At 64.7% G+C, this 16,042-nt stretch carries 11 protein-coding genes; 5 read left to right on the top strand and 6 right to left on the bottom strand.

From position 1 onward, the window contains the following. Positions 1–172 precede the first annotated feature (172 nt). On the top strand, positions 173–1,534 hold the full coding sequence (xseA, locus tag ACQ4WO_RS19545) for an exodeoxyribonuclease VII large subunit (RefSeq protein WP_436482860.1): 1,362 nt from the start codon (positions 173–175) through the stop codon (positions 1,532–1,534). Positions 1,535–1,615: 81 nt separating this feature from the next. Here the strand turns inward: xseA and ACQ4WO_RS19540 are convergent, their stop codons facing one another. The 6 genes from ACQ4WO_RS19540 to ACQ4WO_RS19515 form a co-directional block, all read right to left on the bottom strand. Beyond that, entirely contained in the window at positions 1,616–4,066 is a 2,451-nt protein-coding gene (locus tag ACQ4WO_RS19540) for a TonB-dependent receptor (protein ID WP_436482859.1), read from the bottom strand. Between the two features lie 107 nt (positions 4,067–4,173). Continuing rightward, entirely contained in the window at positions 4,174–5,214 is a 1,041-nt protein-coding gene (locus ACQ4WO_RS19535) for an ABC transporter ATP-binding protein (protein WP_436482858.1), read from the bottom strand. A gap of 1 nt (position 5,215) precedes the next feature. Continuing rightward, positions 5,216–6,583, bottom strand: a complete 1,368-nt coding sequence (locus tag ACQ4WO_RS19530) for a GH1 family beta-glucosidase (RefSeq protein ID WP_436482857.1) — start codon at positions 6,581–6,583, stop codon at positions 5,216–5,218. Positions 6,584–6,610: 27 nt separating this feature from the next. After that, on the bottom strand, positions 6,611–7,429 hold the full coding sequence (locus ACQ4WO_RS19525) for a carbohydrate ABC transporter permease (RefSeq protein WP_034751746.1): 819 nt from the start codon (positions 7,427–7,429) through the stop codon (positions 6,611–6,613). Continuing rightward, positions 7,426–8,424 carry a carbohydrate ABC transporter permease gene (locus ACQ4WO_RS19520; RefSeq protein WP_436482856.1) on the bottom strand — a complete coding sequence of 333 codons (999 nt, stop codon included), beginning with the start codon at positions 8,422–8,424 and terminating at the stop codon, positions 7,426–7,428. Before ACQ4WO_RS19520 ends, ACQ4WO_RS19525 begins: the two co-directional genes overlap by 4 nt. Positions 8,425–8,431: 7 nt before the next feature. Further along, positions 8,432–9,721 carry an extracellular solute-binding protein gene (locus ACQ4WO_RS19515; protein WP_436482855.1) on the bottom strand — a complete coding sequence of 430 codons (1,290 nt, stop codon included), beginning with the start codon at positions 9,719–9,721 and terminating at the stop codon, positions 8,432–8,434. Positions 9,722–10,112: 391 nt separating this feature from the next. Between ACQ4WO_RS19515 and ACQ4WO_RS19510 the strand changes: the two genes are divergently transcribed. From ACQ4WO_RS19510 to kdoO, 4 genes are all read left to right on the top strand, one after another. Then, the gene (locus ACQ4WO_RS19510) at positions 10,113–11,132 is read left to right on the top strand and encodes a LacI family DNA-binding transcriptional regulator (RefSeq protein WP_128140218.1); all 1,020 of its coding nucleotides are present in this window, start codon (positions 10,113–10,115) and stop codon (positions 11,130–11,132) included. A gap of 212 nt (positions 11,133–11,344) precedes the next feature. After that, positions 11,345–11,923 carry a superoxide dismutase gene (locus ACQ4WO_RS19505; protein ID WP_034751750.1) on the top strand — a complete coding sequence of 193 codons (579 nt, stop codon included), beginning with the start codon at positions 11,345–11,347 and terminating at the stop codon, positions 11,921–11,923. 129 nt (positions 11,924–12,052) lie between these two features. Next, positions 12,053–15,025, top strand: a complete 2,973-nt coding sequence (locus ACQ4WO_RS19500; protein WP_436482853.1) for a sensor histidine kinase — start codon at positions 12,053–12,055, stop codon at positions 15,023–15,025. A 135-nt stretch (positions 15,026–15,160) separates the two neighbouring features. After that, entirely contained in the window at positions 15,161–16,036 is an 876-nt protein-coding gene (gene kdoO, locus ACQ4WO_RS19495; RefSeq protein WP_436482852.1) for a Kdo hydroxylase KdoO, read from the top strand. Positions 16,037–16,042: the final 6 nt, after the last annotated feature.

The raw sequence follows: 16,042 nt of genomic DNA, 5'->3' as shown, positions 1-16,042 counted from the left end.
ACTGATGTGCTTGATATTAAAGGATTTTTTCCCTGTGCACGCAAATCAGGCATACGGGAATTCGTCATGAAATCAATTACTTAGAAATAGAACTTGTTGTTTTGCGTGATATATGACATAAGCATGACCTCGCCGATAATATGTGGACAGTTCCCTTCCCGCTCCCAGCTTTATGATGACCGACAACCCGACTGACAGCGGCTTTGCCGCCCCACCCGTGCTGACCGTCAGCGCCCTGAACCAGGCCGTCGCGCGCCTGCTCGAGCGCTCGTTCCCCCTGACCTGGATCGCCGGCGAGATTTCCAACTTCACGCGCGCCGCTTCCGGCCACTGGTACTTCACTTTGAAGGACGATGGCGCCCAGGTCCGCGCCGTGATGTTCCGCGGCCGCGCCCAGTATGCGGGCTTCACGCCGCGCGAAGGCGACAAGGTCGAAGTGCGCGCGCTCGTCACCCTGTACGGTGCGCGCGGCGATTACCAGATCAACGTGGAAGCCATCCGCCGCGCCGGCGTGGGCGCACTGTACGAAGCATTCCAGCGCCTGAAGGAAAAGCTGGCCGCACAAGGCCTGTTCGACCAGGAACGCAAGCGCGCCCTCCCCATGTTCGCGCGCAGCATCGGCATCGTCACCAGCCCGCAGGCGGCCGCCCTGCGCGACGTGCTGATCGCGCTCAAGCGCCGCGCGCCGCACGTCAACATCATCCTCTACCCGACACCCGTGCAGGGACAGCAGGCGCCGGAAAAAATCGCGCACGCCATCCGCACGGCATCGACAAGGGCCGAGTGCGACGTGCTGCTCGTGTGCCGTGGCGGCGGCAGCATCGAGGATCTGTGGTCGTTCAACGATGAAGCCGTGGCCCATGCGATTGCCGACTGTGCCATGCCCGTCATCAGCGGCGTGGGACACGAGACGGATTTCACCATCGCCGACTTCGCGGCCGACCTGCGCGCGGCCACGCCGACGGCGGCGGCCGAACTGGCGGCCACGCCGCGCGCCGACTGGATGGCTTCCCTGCGCGCCGATGCGGCCGACCTGCGCCGCGCCATGCGCCGCAGCCTCGACGACGCGGCGCAAACCCTGGACCGCCACAGCCGCCGCCTGCTCAACCCGAAGGCGCAGCTGCAGCAGCAGCGCTTGCAGCTGCTGGCCCTGTCGACGGCCATGACGCATGCGGCGCGCGCGCCCGTGAACCAGTCGCAATACGCGCTCGAACGCCTGCGCTCGCGCTGGGCCAACCTGCGGCCCGACGTCACGGCATCGCGCACGCGGCTGGTGGAAGCCCAACGCCGCAGCGGCGCGGCCATGGCGCAGCAGCTGGGCCAGCGGCGCCACCGCCTCGACGGCCTGGCGGCGCAGCTGGAACTGCTGAATCCCCAGCGCACCCTGGAGCGCGGCTACGCGATACTGCGCGATGAAAAAGGCGCCATCGTGCGCTCGCCGGCGCAGCTGCAGGCGCGCCGGAACATCAACGTGCGCCTGGCCGAAGGCAGCGCGCAGGTCGGCATCGCCAGCGTGCAGGCGACGTTAGAATAAAAAAGGCCGGGGAAGAACCCCGGCCCAACACCTTCCCTACTGAGTGGACTGCTACCGCAACTGCTCTTTCACCCTACCTGATCAAAACTTCATCGACACGCGCGCGCCAAACGTGCGCGGCGCGTTGTAGAAGGCGCCGTAGATCTGCTGCGTAGGCTGGCAAGGCATGCCCACGTCCGTGCAGATTTCGTTGACGTCGAGCTTGACCGCCTTGTCGGTGGCGTTCTGCACGAACGCTTCCACCGTGTAGGCCTTGTTCGCCGGCTGGAAGCGCAGACTCAGGTCCAGGGTCGTGTAGGCTTCCTGGCGCTTGACGCCGGCGTGGCCCGGCACGTCGCCGTTGAACGCGCCCGCCCCCACGTACGACATGGTTTCATAGTGCACCGAAGCGCGCGGCGTGATCTGGCCGCCGGCAACATTGAAATCATGCTCGTACTGCACGGTCGTGGAAAACTTCGGCGCATGCTTCATGGTGCTGCCGCCCACGTTCACCAATGGCGCCGTCGAACCGCAAGACTGACCATTCGCGCGCGCCGCATCGACGTCGCAGGACATGAAGTCGTCGTACACGGCTTTGAGCCAGGTGGCGTTGCCCGTCAGGCGGTCGACTTTCGTTGGCCGCCACACCCACTCCGCTTCCAGGCCCTTGACGGTGGCGCCGGCCGCGTTGAAGTTGGCCAGCACGCTGTTGACCACCTGCGATTCGAGCTTGTCCTTGTACTTCATCAGGAAAGCATCGAGGTTCAGGGTCAGTTCGCGGTTCAGCAAGTCCGACTTGAAGCCGATTTCATAGCTGGTCAGCTTTTCAGGCTTGGTGGTGGCGCCGCCGTCGCCGATGGCCGGCGAATGGAAGCCCGTCGTCACGGAACCGAACAGCAAAATATCCGGGCGCAGCTTGTACTCGATGCGGCCCAGCCAGGTGGCCTGGCCGTATTTCAGGTCGGCCGTATTGTCGCCTGGCGCACTGCCGCAGGTGGCCGCCGTGATGGCGCCGCCCGGGCCGATATTGTGCGTGTTGGCCAGGCCCGTGCCCGGCGTGACGAGCTGGCGCAACTGGTCGGCAGTGAGGACCGTGGTGCCCAGCGGGGTGTTGGCGGGCCAGTTCGGGCATGCCCAGTTCTTGCCGCCGACGTCGAATTTATGGTCTTTCGTGTAGCGCGCGCCGGCTGTCAGCTTGATCTGGTCCGTCACTTGCTGGCTGACCTGGCCGAACACGGCTTTCGATTTGAGCTGGCGGTCGCCCTGGATGAAGGACATCGACGACGCATACTGGCCCACGGTCGGCTGCACGAAGATCACGGCGCCGTTGGCGATATCCTGCTGCACGGCCGCCTGCGAAATCTGGCTGCGGTCGATATCGAAGCGCACCTTGTTCTTTTCATTGAACAGGAACAGGCCGGCCACCCACTGGAACGGCGCGTCGTCGTCCGAGCGCGCCTGCAGCTCGTGCGAATAGCTGTCGAACTGCGCCCAGTCCGTGCGGTTTTCCGACTTGAAGCCGGGGAACAGGCCCGCATCGGAATCGTTGCTGTTCTGGCGCTTGTAGCGGCTCCAGCTGCCCAGGTACGTGAAGTCCAGCGCGTCCGTCGGCTTGTAATTGAGCTTGCCCTTGTAGGTCAAAATCGACTGGTCCAGGGTGCCCGGCGTGTCGATCAGAGCCGAGCGCAGCTTCTCGCCCCGTTTCGGTTCGGCCGCCAGGTAGACGTTGCCGGCGCCCTGGTCGAGGAAGTAATCGGCGATGAAGGTGCCGCGCAGCTGCGGCGTGAACTTCCACAGCAAGGAGGCGCGCACGCCCATCTGGTCGCCGGCGCCATACTTGGCCGTGCCCGGCATGACGTTCGAGCCGCGGCGGAAGTCCACCGTGCCGTCGTGGCTATCCTTGATGGCGGCGATGCGCAGCGCCACGTCGTCGGAAAACGGGATATTGATCATGCCCTGCGTCTGCAGGTGGCGCTTGTCGCCCACGGTGATGCCGGCCGAGCCCATGAACTTGGCCGTGCTAGGCGCGGCCGACACGAGGTTGACGGCACCGGCCGTGGAATTGCGGCCGTTCAGGGTGCCCTGCGGTCCGCGAGCCACCTCGACGTGCGACAGGTCATACATCAGCGCCGTGGCGCCCTGCGGACGCGGCGAATACACGCCATCGACATAAAATGCGACGGCAGGGTCGCCCAGCTCCGTGTGGTTGGCCGAACCGACGCCGCGCATGTAGACGTGCACGCCACCCGAGTCGCCATGCTGTTCGACGACGAGGCTCGGCACCATGGTGGCCAGCGATGCCAGATCCTTGACCTGGTTGTTTTGCAGGGTGTCCTGATTGAAGGCGGTGACGGCCAGCGGCGTCTCCTGCACGAAGGTATTGCGGCGCGTGGCCGTGACGACGATGCGGTCCATCTGTTCGGCGGCCGGTTTTGCTGCGTCCGTGGCTTGAGTGTCCTGTGCCAGCGCGGCGCCGCTGCCCAGCAAGATGAACTGGGCGAATGTCGCATGCGCCAGGCTGAGGGCGATGGTATTGCGTTTGAGCTGTTGCATTGTTGTTGTCTCCTGTACCGCTGGTTGATTGATGATCACATAGCTCTTTGGCTATTGCTGCACATTTTTTGGGTGTCAATCTGAAGTCATGTCGCCTCCGTGCGGGGTCAATGGGTAGCCACGGCACGCCCGGCCGTGTCGAATAGAAAGGCATGGCCCTCTTCCGGTGCAAAGCCGATGGCGCTGCCCTGCGCCAGACTGTGGCGCGCCTCGCCGTGCAGCTTGATGGCCACCGCGTGCGGGCTGCCGTCCAGCATCGCGTGAATGATCTGCGCGTCGCCCAACTGCTCGATCAGGGTGACCGTGGCGCCGTAGCCCTCGTGGCGCGGCACCAGGCGCAGGTGTTCCGGGCGTATGCCGACCAGCATGCCCGCCTCGCCGCCAAGCTGGCTGGCCAGCGCGGGGACGGCGGCGCACGGCAAGAAGTTCATGCGCAGCGCACCGATGAAGCCGGCCACGAACTGGCTGGCCGGATGGCGGTACAGGTCCAGCGGTGCACCCACCTGCTCCAGGTGGCCGCCGTGGAAGACGGCGACCCGGTCACCGAGGGTCATGGCTTCGACCTGGTCGTGCGTCACGTAGATCATCGTCGTGCCCAGTTCCTGGTGCAGCTTGGCCAGCTCGATGCGCGTCTGCACGCGCAAGGACGCGTCGAGATTGGACAGCGGCTCGTCAAACAAAAACACCTTGGGCTGGCGCACGATCGAGCGGCCGATGGCCACGCGCTGGCGCTCGCCGCCCGACAAGGCCTTGGGCTTGCGGTCGAGCAGGTGCGTGATCTGCAAAATCTCGGCCACCTTGCCCACGGCCGCGCGCACTTCCGCTTCCGGCTTGCCCGCCAGTTTCAAGGCAAAGCCCATGTTGTCGCGCGCCGTCATGTGCGGGTACAGCGCGTAGCTCTGGAAGACCATGGCGATGCCCCGCTCGGCCGGCGCCACGTCGTTGGCCAGCAGGTCGCCGATGCGCAGCTGGCCCGCGCTGATATCTTCCAGTCCCGCGATCATGCGCAACAGGGTCGACTTGCCGCAGCCGGACGGGCCGACGAAGACCATGAATTCGCCGTCATGGATATCGAGATCCAGGCCCTTGACGATTTCCGGGCCGTCGCCGTAGGTCTTGCGGATGCCGCGCAGGGAAATGGCGGCCATGTCAGTGTTCCTCGACCAACGCTGCGGCGTGGGACGCGCGCTGCGCGGCGATGAAATCGCGGTACCACAGGGCGCTGTCCTTGAAGCTGCGCTGCTGCGTGGCGTAATCGACGTACACCATGCCGAAGCGCTTGGCATAGCCCGAGTTCCACTCGAAGTTATCCATCAGGCTCCAGTAGAAATAGCCGCGCACGTCGATGCCCTGCGCGATCACGGCGCGCAAGGCGTCCAGATGCAGCTGTACGTACTCGATGCGCGGCGCGTCGTGGATCTTGCCGTCGACGGGCTTGTCTGCCACGGCCATGCCGTTTTCCGTGATGTAGACGGGCGGCAATCGGTATTCGCGGTGCAGGCCGACCAGCAGTTCCGTCAAGCCTTGCGGATAGGTTTCCCAGCCCATGTCGTTGACACCGAGCTTGCATTCGGGCTTGCGCGGCGGCGTCTCGGCGCTCATGAAAGCGCGCGTGTAATAGTTCACGCCGAGAAAATCGATGGGCTGCTTGATATCCATGAAATCGTTTTCAAAGATGGATAAAGCAGAAGCGTCGACGTGTTTCAGGGCCAAAGCCGGGTAGCGGCCCTTGAAGATCGCGTCCATATACCACTGCACCGAGCGCGCATATTCGAGTTCGGCCAGCTCGCGGTCCTGGGCGCTGTCGGTGGCCGGCGTGGCCGTCCATTGATTGAGCACGATGCCCAGTTTCGCGGGCGGATTGACGGCGCGCATCGCCTGCATGGCCAGGCCGTGCGACAGCAGCAGATGGTGCGACACTTGCACGGCGGCGGCCGGGTCGGCCATGCCGGGGGCGAACTGGCCCGTGCCGTGGCCCAGCACGGCCGTGCACCACGGTTCGTTATGGGTGGCGATGCTGGCGACCTTGTGGCCGAAGCGGCGCGCCACTTCGGCAGCGTAGGCGGCGAAGTGATAGCAGGTGGCGCGATTGAGCCAGCCGCCCTCGTCCTGCAAGGCTTGCGGCAAGTCCCAGTGATACAGGGTCAGGTGCGCGTCGAGCCCCTTGGCGGCCAGGGCGTCGAGCAGGCGTCCATAAAAATCGAAGCCGGCCTCGTTCCAGGCGCCGGAACCCGTGGGCTGGACGCGCGACCAGGACATGGAAAAGCGGTAGGCGTTCACACCCAGGCTGGCGATCAGCTCCACGTCATCAAAGTAGCGGTGATAGTGGTCGCAGGCCACGTCGCCATTGCTGCCGTCGATGATCTTGCCATCCGTATGGCTGAAGGTATCCCAGATGGATGGGCCGCGGCCGTCGATGGCGGCGGCGCCCTCGATCTGGTAGGCGCTGGTGGCCACGCCCCAGGTGAAGGTGGCGGGAAAGTTGGTGTCAATATCGTCGTTATGCATGGTGGTCATGTCAGTGTGAGTGGATGAAAAAAAGTGCTAGCCTTTGACGGCGCCCTGGGTCAGTCCTTCAATTAAACGCTTCGAGGCGACAAAAAACATCAGCAGCAGCGGCAGCACGGCAATCGCGGCGCCCGTCATCAGCGCGCCCCATTCCGTGTTGTTCGGCGCCTGCATGCTGCGCAGGGCCAGCGGGATCGTGTAGTTCTCGACCGAGCGCATGACGACCAGCGGCGTGATGAAATTGTTCCACGAGTTGATGAAGGTGATCAGGCCCAGGGTGCCCATGGCGGGGCCGATCAGCGGCAGCACGACGCGCCAGTAGATGGCGAATTCGCCGCAGCCGTCGATGCGCGCCGCCTCGATCAGATCCTTCGGGATCGCCGTGCCGATGTACTGGCGCATCAGGAAAATCCCCAGCGCGCCGGCCGCTCCCGGCACGTACAGGGCGCGCGGCTGGTCCAGCCATCCGAGGAAATCCATCAGCATGAAGGTCGGAATCATGTTCATGAAAGACGGGATGATCATCGACGCCATCACCAGGGTAAACAAGGGCCGCTTGAAGCGGAACTCGTACATGGCGAAGGCATAGCCGCCCAGCGAGCAAAAGAACAAGGTCAGCGCCGTCGTCATCAGGGCCACGTACAGGCTGATGCCGATATTGCGCCAGAACGGCAGGCGCTCCTGCAGCAACTCCAGGTTGTTGAGCAGGGCAGTGCCGAACCAGCGCGGCGGCGGCAGGCTGTAGATCTCGGCGCTCGTGTGCGTGGCGAAGACGAACATGAAGTAAAACGGCGCGACCATGATCAGGGCGCCGATGGCCACCATGGCGTAGGCCGTCCAGCGGGTGGTTTTCATCGGACCTCCTTGCGCTCATTGCGTTCATTGCGGCTGAAAATGCGGTTATTGACCCAGGTGGTGCTGGCGATGATCAAAAACAGCAGCCAGGAAATGGCCGACGCCGTGCCGAAGTCGCCCGAGGAAAATGCCGTCTTGTAGACGAAGATGGCCGTCGTCATCACGGACTGGCTCACGCCGCTCGATTCGGCCACCAGCACGAACGGTTCCTCGAACAGCTGCAGGTTGCCCATGATGGTGAGTGTCACGGCCAGATAGATCATCGGGCGCAGCTGCGGCAAGGTGATGTACCAGAATTGCTGGCGTTTCGACGCGCCGTCGATGGTGGCCGCCTCATACAGATCCTTGGGGATCACCTGCAGCGCGGACAGATACAGCACCAGGTTCCAGCCCAGATAGCGCCAGAAAATCACGAAGGCGACGGCCGGCTTGATGAACAGCGAGCTGCCCAGCCAGTCGATCGATTCCGCCGGAAACAGACCGCCGACGAGCGGCAGGCTGGCGCACCATTGGATCAGCACATTGATCTGGCCATAGTCGCGCGAGAACAGGGTATTGAAGACCATGGCGATGGCCACGCTGGACGTGATGAACGGTAAAAAGTAAATGCCGATCACCAGGTTGCGCGAGCGCTTGAAGCTGTTGTGGATGAAGGCTGCCAGCGGAATGGCCACCAGGTGCTGCGGCACGCCCGAGGCCAGCGCCAGCCAGACGGTATTGCCCAGCGAGCGCAAGAACCACGGGTCGCTCAAGGCATACTTGTAGTTGTCCAGGCCCACCCACTGCATGGCTTCCACGCCGCTGGCCGCTTCCCACTGGTTGAACGACAGATAGATGGAAAACAGCAGCGGAAACAGGCTGAAGACGGCGAACAGGATGAAGAAGGGGCTGATGAAAATATACGGCGCCCACTTCTTCATGTTGAAGCGTTTCCTGGCGGGCCTCACTGCAGCTGCAGCGGGCGCGCCATCGGTACAAGGCATGGAGGTAGTCATGCTGCTCCTAGCGCCGCGCGCGGTGGGTGATCAGGGCCTTGGCGTCGGCCAGGGCCGTCTTGATATCCTTGTTTTGCGCCAGCACGCTTTCCAGTTCCATGTTGACGATGTCGCGCGCCACGGCGTCGAACTTGTCGACGCGGATGACGGGGATTTTCGCCGCCGTGTCGCGCGCCAGCAGGCGCGTCTTCTGGCCGCCGAAATACGGCTGCGGTTCGTCCATCATCGGGTCCGCATACGCGGCCTTGAGGGCCGGGAAGGCGCCGATCTCTTTGAGCGAGTGCAGCTGGATATCCTTGTTGACGGTCATGAACTTGATGAACTCCCAGGCCTGGGTTTTATTCGCCGCCTTTTTCGGAATGCCGTAGAAGGAGCCGCCGTAGGACGCCAGCGCGCCGGCCGGCAGGTTCGCCGCGCGCCACTGGCCTTTGGAATCGGGCGCCAGCCACTTGGCCAGGTGGCCGCTGAGCCACGAACCCATCATCTGGCTGGCCACCTTGTCGCGTTTGAAGCCTTCGGCCCACTCGCCCGTCCAGGCCACGGTGCGCGCATCGATGCCGGCGACCCGCGCCGCCTTGGCCAGTTCGAAGGCTTTGACGAAACGGGGCGAGTCGACCAGCACCTGGCCCTTGTCGCCAAAATAGATGCCTTCGCCATCTTTCAAATTGGCGCGGATGACGATGTCGGCCAGGTCGCTGGCACCGGCCAGCAGATAGGTGCCGGTGGCGGCCTTGAGCTTCTTGCCGGCGGCGATATACGATTCCCACGATTGCGTCAGATCGGTTTCCTTGATGCCCGCCTTGTCCATCAAGTCCTTGCGGTAGAACAGCGTGCCCGGTCCCAGGTCGGCCGGCATAGCGCCCAGGGTGCCGCGCGAACTGGTCGCCTGCACGAAGGTGAACGGCACGAACTGGGCGCGGTACCGCCCTGCCCCGTATGGCGGCTGCAGCAAGTCTTCCATGCCCTTCGATTCGGCGAAGCTGCCGACATAGCGGAAATCGATGGCCATCACGTCGGGCAGACGCGCGCCGGCCGCCAGCGCCGTCGTCATCGAGTTATGGTGGTCGTCGATCTGCAGGCTGACCAGCTTGACCTTCACTTGCGGATACAGTTTTTCCCACAGGGGCAAGGCCGTTTTCACGGCGCGGTCCAGGTCGGGGAACGAGGCGACGGTAATCGTGGCCGGGGCCAGCGCCGGCAGGGCGGCGGCCGGCGGGACGGCTGCGGGCGCGGCGGCCACACTGGCGGCCAGGGTCAGCGCTGCCAAAGGGGCGACGCCAAGAATGCTTGACTTCATTATTTCATCTCCGTTTATTGAGCGTCTTCTATCTTGAAAACGTTTTCACAACATGTGTCCATTTAACACCGCAAAGAAAATCAAGTCAACCGAAAAAGTTGTCATTTTTATTGAGGGCGGTGTGGCGAGATGCACGCCATGACGCGCGTTCTCCTATGAAAGAGGCGAAAATACAGGTTGCCGGGCTTGCTGTTGTTTTTTGTGAAAACGTTTTCAAGCGTAGGTCGGATTAGCGCTACGCGCGTAATCCGACGTGCACAGCCAACAATATGTCGGGTTACGCCCGCAGGGCTAACCCGACCTACGGGCCCTGTGGGCATTTATGGTAATCTTTCGATGAAAAGGTTTTCAGAGCACTGAGAACCAGTCATCTTGATACCCAGGAATCACCTTGAACGATAGCGCCCGCCTTGCTCCCCCTTCCACCCTGCTCGACGTGGCCCGCCAGGCCGGCGTGTCGCCCAGCACCGTTTCGCGCATCCTCAACGGCACGGCCAGGGTCTCCGACGACAAGCGCGATGCCGTGCTGGCGGCCATCGCGCACATGAAATTCGCGCCGAACCAGATGGCGCAGGGGCTGAAGAAGGGCCGCTCGATGACCATCGGCATCGTGGTGCAGGATATTTCCAGCCCCTTCTTCGACGAAAGCCTGCGCGGCGTGGACGACGGCTTGAAGGACACGGGCTACGCGTCCGTCATCGTCAGCGGGCACTGGAATGCGCAGGAAGAGGCTGACCGCATCCGCTTGCTGCTGGCGAGGAAGGTCGACGGCATCATCCTGCTGTCGGGGCGCATCTCGGACGAGAGCGTGCTCGATTTCTCGCAGCAGCGGCCCATCGTTTCGACGGGCCGCCTGCTGGCCACGAAAAGCGCCATCGGCTTCAAGCTCGACAACGAATACGGCGCCTACCTGGCCGTGCGCCACCTGGTGGAGCTGGGCCACCGCCGCATCGCCTTCGTGGCCGGCCCCGCCAACAACACGGATGCGGCCGAGCGCCTGACGGGCTACCAGCGCGCGCTGCGCGAAGCGGACATCGCCATCGACCCGAAGCTGATGGTGGAAGGTGATTTCCATGAGGCAAGCGGGATGCTGGCCATGAACCATCTGTTCGATACCCAGCAGCAATTCAGCGCCGTCTTCGCCGCCAATGACCTGTCCGCCTACGGCGTGCGCCTGTGCCTGTACCGCAAGGGCATCCGCGTGCCCGACGATATCTCGCTCGTCGGCTTCGATGACTTGCCCGGCTCGTCCTACACGACGCCGCCGCTGACGACCATCCACCAGCCCCTGTACGACATCGGCCGCATCGCCACGGAAGCGCTGCTGGGACTGATCAATGGCGAAGCCGTGCAGGCGGCCATTCCACCGCTGGAACTGATCGTCAGGGAAACCACCCGGCGCATCCGTTGAGGCTTGCGGCTGGGAACTTTTCTGCCCGATTCGGGCTGAACGAGAATCACTACGTCACCGGCATCCGCAACTCTTGCCGGAATCTGCAGCAATGGCGCATCCGCTTTACAATAGTGGCTCGTTCAGCAAGAATGCCTGCTTCAAGCAAGCTTGGCTCAACCCTCCGGCCACAGGCTGGAAGACTCCGAACACTCACCATAAAGGGACATCACATGGAACATACTCTGCCACCACTGCCATATGAAATGGACGCTCTGGCGCCGCATATTTCGAAAGAAACCTTGGAATACCACTATGCCAAGCATCACCAGGCGTATGTCACCAATTTGAACAACCTGATCAAGGGTACCGAGTTCGAGAACCTGTCGCTGGAAGAGATCATCAAGAAATCGTCGGGCGGCATCTTCAACAATGCAGCCCAGGTATGGAACCACACCTTCTACTGGAACGGCATGAAGCCGGCCGGCGGCGGCGCGCCTGCGGGTGCCGTGGCTGACGCGATCAACGCCAAATGGTCGTCGTTCGACAAGTTCAAGGAAGAATTCACCAAGTCGTGCGTGGGCAACTTCGGTTCGGGCTGGACCTGGCTGGTGCAAAAAGCCGACGGTTCCGTCGACATCGTCAACACCTCGAACGCCGGCTGCCCTTTGACCACCGGCGACAAGCCGCTGCTGACCTGCGACGTCTGGGAACACGCCTACTACATCGACTACCGCAACCTGCGCGCCAAGTACGTGGAAACGTTCTGGGGCCTGGTCAACTGGGACTTCGTTGCCAAGAACTTCGCGTAAGCGCGGAACCTTGTCAACGTAGGGCGAAAAGAAGCCTGCGCCACCCCGCGCAGGCTTTTTTTTGCCTGCTGAAAGGCACGGCGCTGCGCTACAATCACTGCCCCGCCACCGCTATCTCCCTCTGCCACGATGTCCGCTCGCCTGCTGCGCCGCCTGTTGATCCTGCCTCTGCTGGCGTGCCGCCTGCACGCGTGCGCGGCCGCCCCATCGCCCCTGCTGTCCGACTATACCCACAATGCCTGGGGCGCCCTGCAAGGCGCGCCCGTCGATGTGCTGAAATTCGCCCAGGGCAAGGATGGCTGGCTGTGGATCGCCACGGCCACCGGCTTGTACCGCTACGACGGCGTGCGCTTCGACAGGGTCGACAGCGTGTACGGCCACCGCCTGCCGTCGAGCAATGTGCTGGGCCTGGCCACGCCGGCGGACGGCGCCGTGTGGGTCGGCTACCGCCTCGGCGGCGTCAGCGTCTTTCGCAAGAATGGCACACGCACCTACCGCGAGGCGGACGGCTTGCCGCCGGGCGCCGTGTTCCATATCGAGGTAGCACCCGACGGCGCCATCTGGGTCGGCACGCGCGATGGCGCGGCACGCCTGGCGCCGGGCGCCGACCGTTTCGTTGCGCAAGCGGCCAACGTGGGACTGCCCGACAAACGCGTCTACCAGATCCTGTTCGCGCGCGATGGCACGCAGTGGATGGGCACCATGCATGGCGCCTATTTCCGCAGGCCGGGCGAGACACGCTTTTCCCATGCCTGGCCGCGCACCATCCTCACCGGCATGGATGAAGCGCCCGATGGCGCCATCTGGGCCGTCGATGCGCAAAGCAATTACTACCGCGTGCGCACCAGCGCGCCGCGCGGCGATGCGCCCATCCGGCCCGACGCCAGGGGCAACAGCATCCGCTTCGACCGCGCCGGCACCATGTGGCTGATGCAGCCCGACGGCATCGAACGCAAGTTCGACCCTTCCGGCCCCAGCCTGCCGGCCCAGCGCCTGACGCGCCAGAACGGCATCAGCGGCCCATTGCCGCAAACCTCGTTCCAGGACCGCGAAGGCAATCTGTGGTTCGGCACCTCGACGGGCCTGGACCGGCTGCGGCCGAACCGCCTGAAAACCCTGGCCGTTGCCGTGCCCTTCGACCATCCCGGCATGCTGCCGGGGCCCGATGGCGACGTGTGGATCGGCGACTACGTCAGCGACGTGCGCAGCTTTACGGCCGACGGGATGAAAAAAGTGATCTTGAAGGGGGCGCTGGCGGCCAGCCACTGGGCGCCCGACGGCACGCTGTGGCTGGGCAACGAGCAGGCACTCCACCATCGCGCGGGCAACGGCGCCATGACGCGCGTGGCGACGCCCGTGCAGGGACTCGATCCGCAGGCGCTGCAGCAAGACCGCTCGGGCGCCCTGTGGGCCTCGTTTTCCGGCGGCGGCCTGTTTCGCCTGAACGAAGGAAAATGGAGTGCGAACGGGGGCCTCTCGGGCTTGCCGACGGTGCTGACGACGGCCATGGCGATGGATGGCGCCGGCACCGTCTGGCTGGGTCATGCCGACAATACCATCAGCCTGGTGGCCGACGGCCAGCGCGCGGGCGCCGTCAGGCGGCTCGGCGCCGCCGAGGGCCTGCAAGTGGGCACCGTGCTGCAGCTGTACCGCGATGGCGACGCGATGTGGGCCGGCGGCGAAAACGGCGTGGCCCTGTACCGCGCCGGCCGCTTCCACACCTTGCGCGGCGCGCGCGGCGCGGCGTTTCGCGGCGTGTCGGGCATCGTGCGCCTGCCGGACGGCGACCTGTGGCTGCATGGCGCGGACGGCATCGACCATATCGGCGCCGCCAGCCTGGCCGCGTGGATGCGCGATGGCAGCGCCGTCACCTCGGAGCGCTTCGACGCGCTCGACGGCTTGCAGGGCCATGCCTCGCAGCTGCGCCCCGTGCCATCGCTGATCCATGCGCCCGATGGCAAGCTGTGGTTCTCCACCTCGGCCACCATCGGCATGCTCGACCCGCTGCATATCCGCCGCAACGCCCTGGCGCCGCCCGTGCAGATCCACAGCTTGCTGGCCAATGGCGTGCGTTACGCGCTGGACGATGGCAAGCCGCAGCACCTGCCGCAAGGCAGCAAGACCCTGCAGATCGGCTTCACGGCCCTGAGCCTGTCGATGCCGGAACGCGTGCGCCTGCGCTACAAGCTGGCGGGCGTGGACGCCGGCTGGCAAGAAGCGGTCGGACGCCGCGAAGCCTACTACACCAACCTCGCGCCCGGCAGCTACCGCTTCGAGGTCACGGCCGCCAACGAAGACGGCGTGTGGAACACGCAAGGGACAGGGCTAGCCATCGTCATCGCACCCGCCTTCGTGCAAACGCCGTGGTTCATCGTGCTGCTGGCGCTGGGCGCCGCGCTGCTGCTGTATGGCGGCTATGTGCTGCGCATCCGCCACCTGACGCGCAACATGCAGGAGCGGCTGCAGGAACGCTTGCAGGAACGCCTGGCCGAACGCTCGCGCATCGCCCGTTCGCTGCACGACACCCTGCTGCAAAGCGTGCAGGGCCTGATCCTGTCGTTCCATGCGCATGCGGACATGCTGCCCAAGGGCACGCGCGAACGGGCGCGCCTCGACGGTACCCTCAACCTGGCCGACCAGCTGCTGATCGAAGGCCGCGACCAGATCATGGACTTGCGCGCCTCGGCCGAACCGGACGAACTGCGCCTCGCGCTGCAGCAATTCGGCAAGGGCCTGGCCGAGCACCGCGCGCACGCGTTCACCGTGCATGTGAGCGGCACCTGCCGGCGCCTGCAGCCGCGCGTGCATGACGAAATCTATGCGATCGCGCGCGAAGCGCTGTTCAATGCCTCGCGTTATGCCGAGGCGGCCAACATCGTGCTGGAACTCGACTATGCGGAGCAGGCATTCACCCTGCGCGTGCGCGACGACGGCTGCGGCCTCGATGACGCCGTGGCGCAAACGGGCCAGCGGCCCGGCCACTGGGGCCTGGTCGGCATGCGCGAGCGTGCCGCCGGCATCGCGGCCAGCCTGCGCATCGACAGCCGGCCCGGCGCCGGCACGCAGATCGAAGTGAGCGTGCCGGGCCGCCTCGCTTACTGAGGGCGCGCTGGCCGCCGGGCTTGTTCTATGTGAACCGCGATCGCGCCGCACCGTGAACTGGATCTGCGCCAGCGCAAACGGGAGCGGACGGCAAGCGCCCATACTGGCCGCTCCGATGTTTTCCCCGTTTGTGCCATGAACAAACTCATCGATATTTCCCTGGACCGGTGGGACGCCTGCGGCAGCGCCGCGCAGCAGGTGGCGGCGCAGCAGGCACTTGAAGATGGGCAGGTGCTGCTGCTGCCCGCGCTGGGCTTTCCCCTGCGGCAGGAAGAGCATGCGCTGCTGAACGGTGCCGTGGGTAGCGCCGGCAGCGCCAAGAACATCAGCTGGGAACCGGCGCGCGGCGTGCGCGGCCATGGCGACGCCTACGATGCGACCCTGCTGGCCGCGCTGATGCAGCGCTATGCGCGGCACACGCAGCGCCTGCTGGCCGGCTTGCTGCCTGCCTATTCGGCCCACCTGCAGCAAGGCAAGGGCAGCTTTCGCCCCGTGGAAATTGCCGGCAGGGTGACCTCATGGCGCAAGGACGATACGCGCCTGCATGTCGACAGCTTTCCCTCCTCGCCCACGCAGGGCCGGCGCATCCTGCGCGTGTTCACCAACATCCACCCGCGCGACGCACCCCGCGTGTGGAAACTGGGCGCGCCATTCGAGCAGGTGGCGCAGCATTTCCTGCCCATCGCGAAACGTCCGCAACCGGTGCTGGCGGCCCTGCTGCAATGGCTGCGCGTCACCAAGTCGCGGCGCACGGCCTACGACCACTACATGCTGCAGCTGCACGACGCCATGAAGGCAGACCTCGGCTACCAGGCGCAGGTGGAACAGCACACGCATGCGTTCGCGCCGGGCCAGACGTGGATCGTCTTCAGCGACACGGTATCGCACGCTGTCCTGCGGGGACAGCATGCGCTGGAGCAAACCTGGCTGCTGCCCGTGCGCGCCATGGCGGCCCCGCACAAGTCGCCGCTGGCCATCCTCGAGCGCCAGTTGCAACGTCCGCTGGCCTAGCCGGGG

The sequence above is a fragment of the Janthinobacterium aestuarii genome (assembly GCF_051380835.1).
Taxonomy (GTDB): domain Bacteria; phylum Pseudomonadota; class Gammaproteobacteria; order Burkholderiales; family Burkholderiaceae_D; genus Janthinobacterium; species Janthinobacterium aestuarii.
This window is presented reverse-complemented; position numbering and strand designations above follow the sequence as displayed.

What these genes read in the sequence shown, in the direction of transcription:
- xseA (WP_436482860.1), top strand. Translation starts at nt 173, where the DNA reads ATGATGACCGACAACCCGACTGACAGCGGCTTTGCCGCCCCACCCGTG.
- ACQ4WO_RS19540 (WP_436482859.1), bottom strand. Translation starts at nt 4,066, where the DNA reads ATGCAACAGCTCAAACGCAATACCATCGCCCTCAGCCTGGCGCATGCG.
- ACQ4WO_RS19535 (WP_436482858.1), bottom strand. Translation starts at nt 5,214, where the DNA reads ATGGCCGCCATTTCCCTGCGCGGCATCCGCAAGACCTACGGCGACGGC.
- ACQ4WO_RS19530 (WP_436482857.1), bottom strand. Translation starts at nt 6,583, where the DNA reads ATGACCACCATGCATAACGACGATATTGACACCAACTTTCCCGCCACC.
- ACQ4WO_RS19525 (WP_034751746.1), bottom strand. Translation starts at nt 7,429, where the DNA reads ATGAAAACCACCCGCTGGACGGCCTACGCCATGGTGGCCATCGGCGCC.
- ACQ4WO_RS19520 (WP_436482856.1), bottom strand. Translation starts at nt 8,424, where the DNA reads ATGACTACCTCCATGCCTTGTACCGATGGCGCGCCCGCTGCAGCTGCA.
- ACQ4WO_RS19515 (WP_436482855.1), bottom strand. Translation starts at nt 9,721, where the DNA reads ATGAAGTCAAGCATTCTTGGCGTCGCCCCTTTGGCAGCGCTGACCCTG.
- ACQ4WO_RS19505 (WP_034751750.1), top strand. Translation starts at nt 11,345, where the DNA reads ATGGAACATACTCTGCCACCACTGCCATATGAAATGGACGCTCTGGCG.
- ACQ4WO_RS19500 (WP_436482853.1), top strand. Translation starts at nt 12,053, where the DNA reads ATGTCCGCTCGCCTGCTGCGCCGCCTGTTGATCCTGCCTCTGCTGGCG.
- kdoO (WP_436482852.1), top strand. Translation starts at nt 15,161, where the DNA reads ATGAACAAACTCATCGATATTTCCCTGGACCGGTGGGACGCCTGCGGC.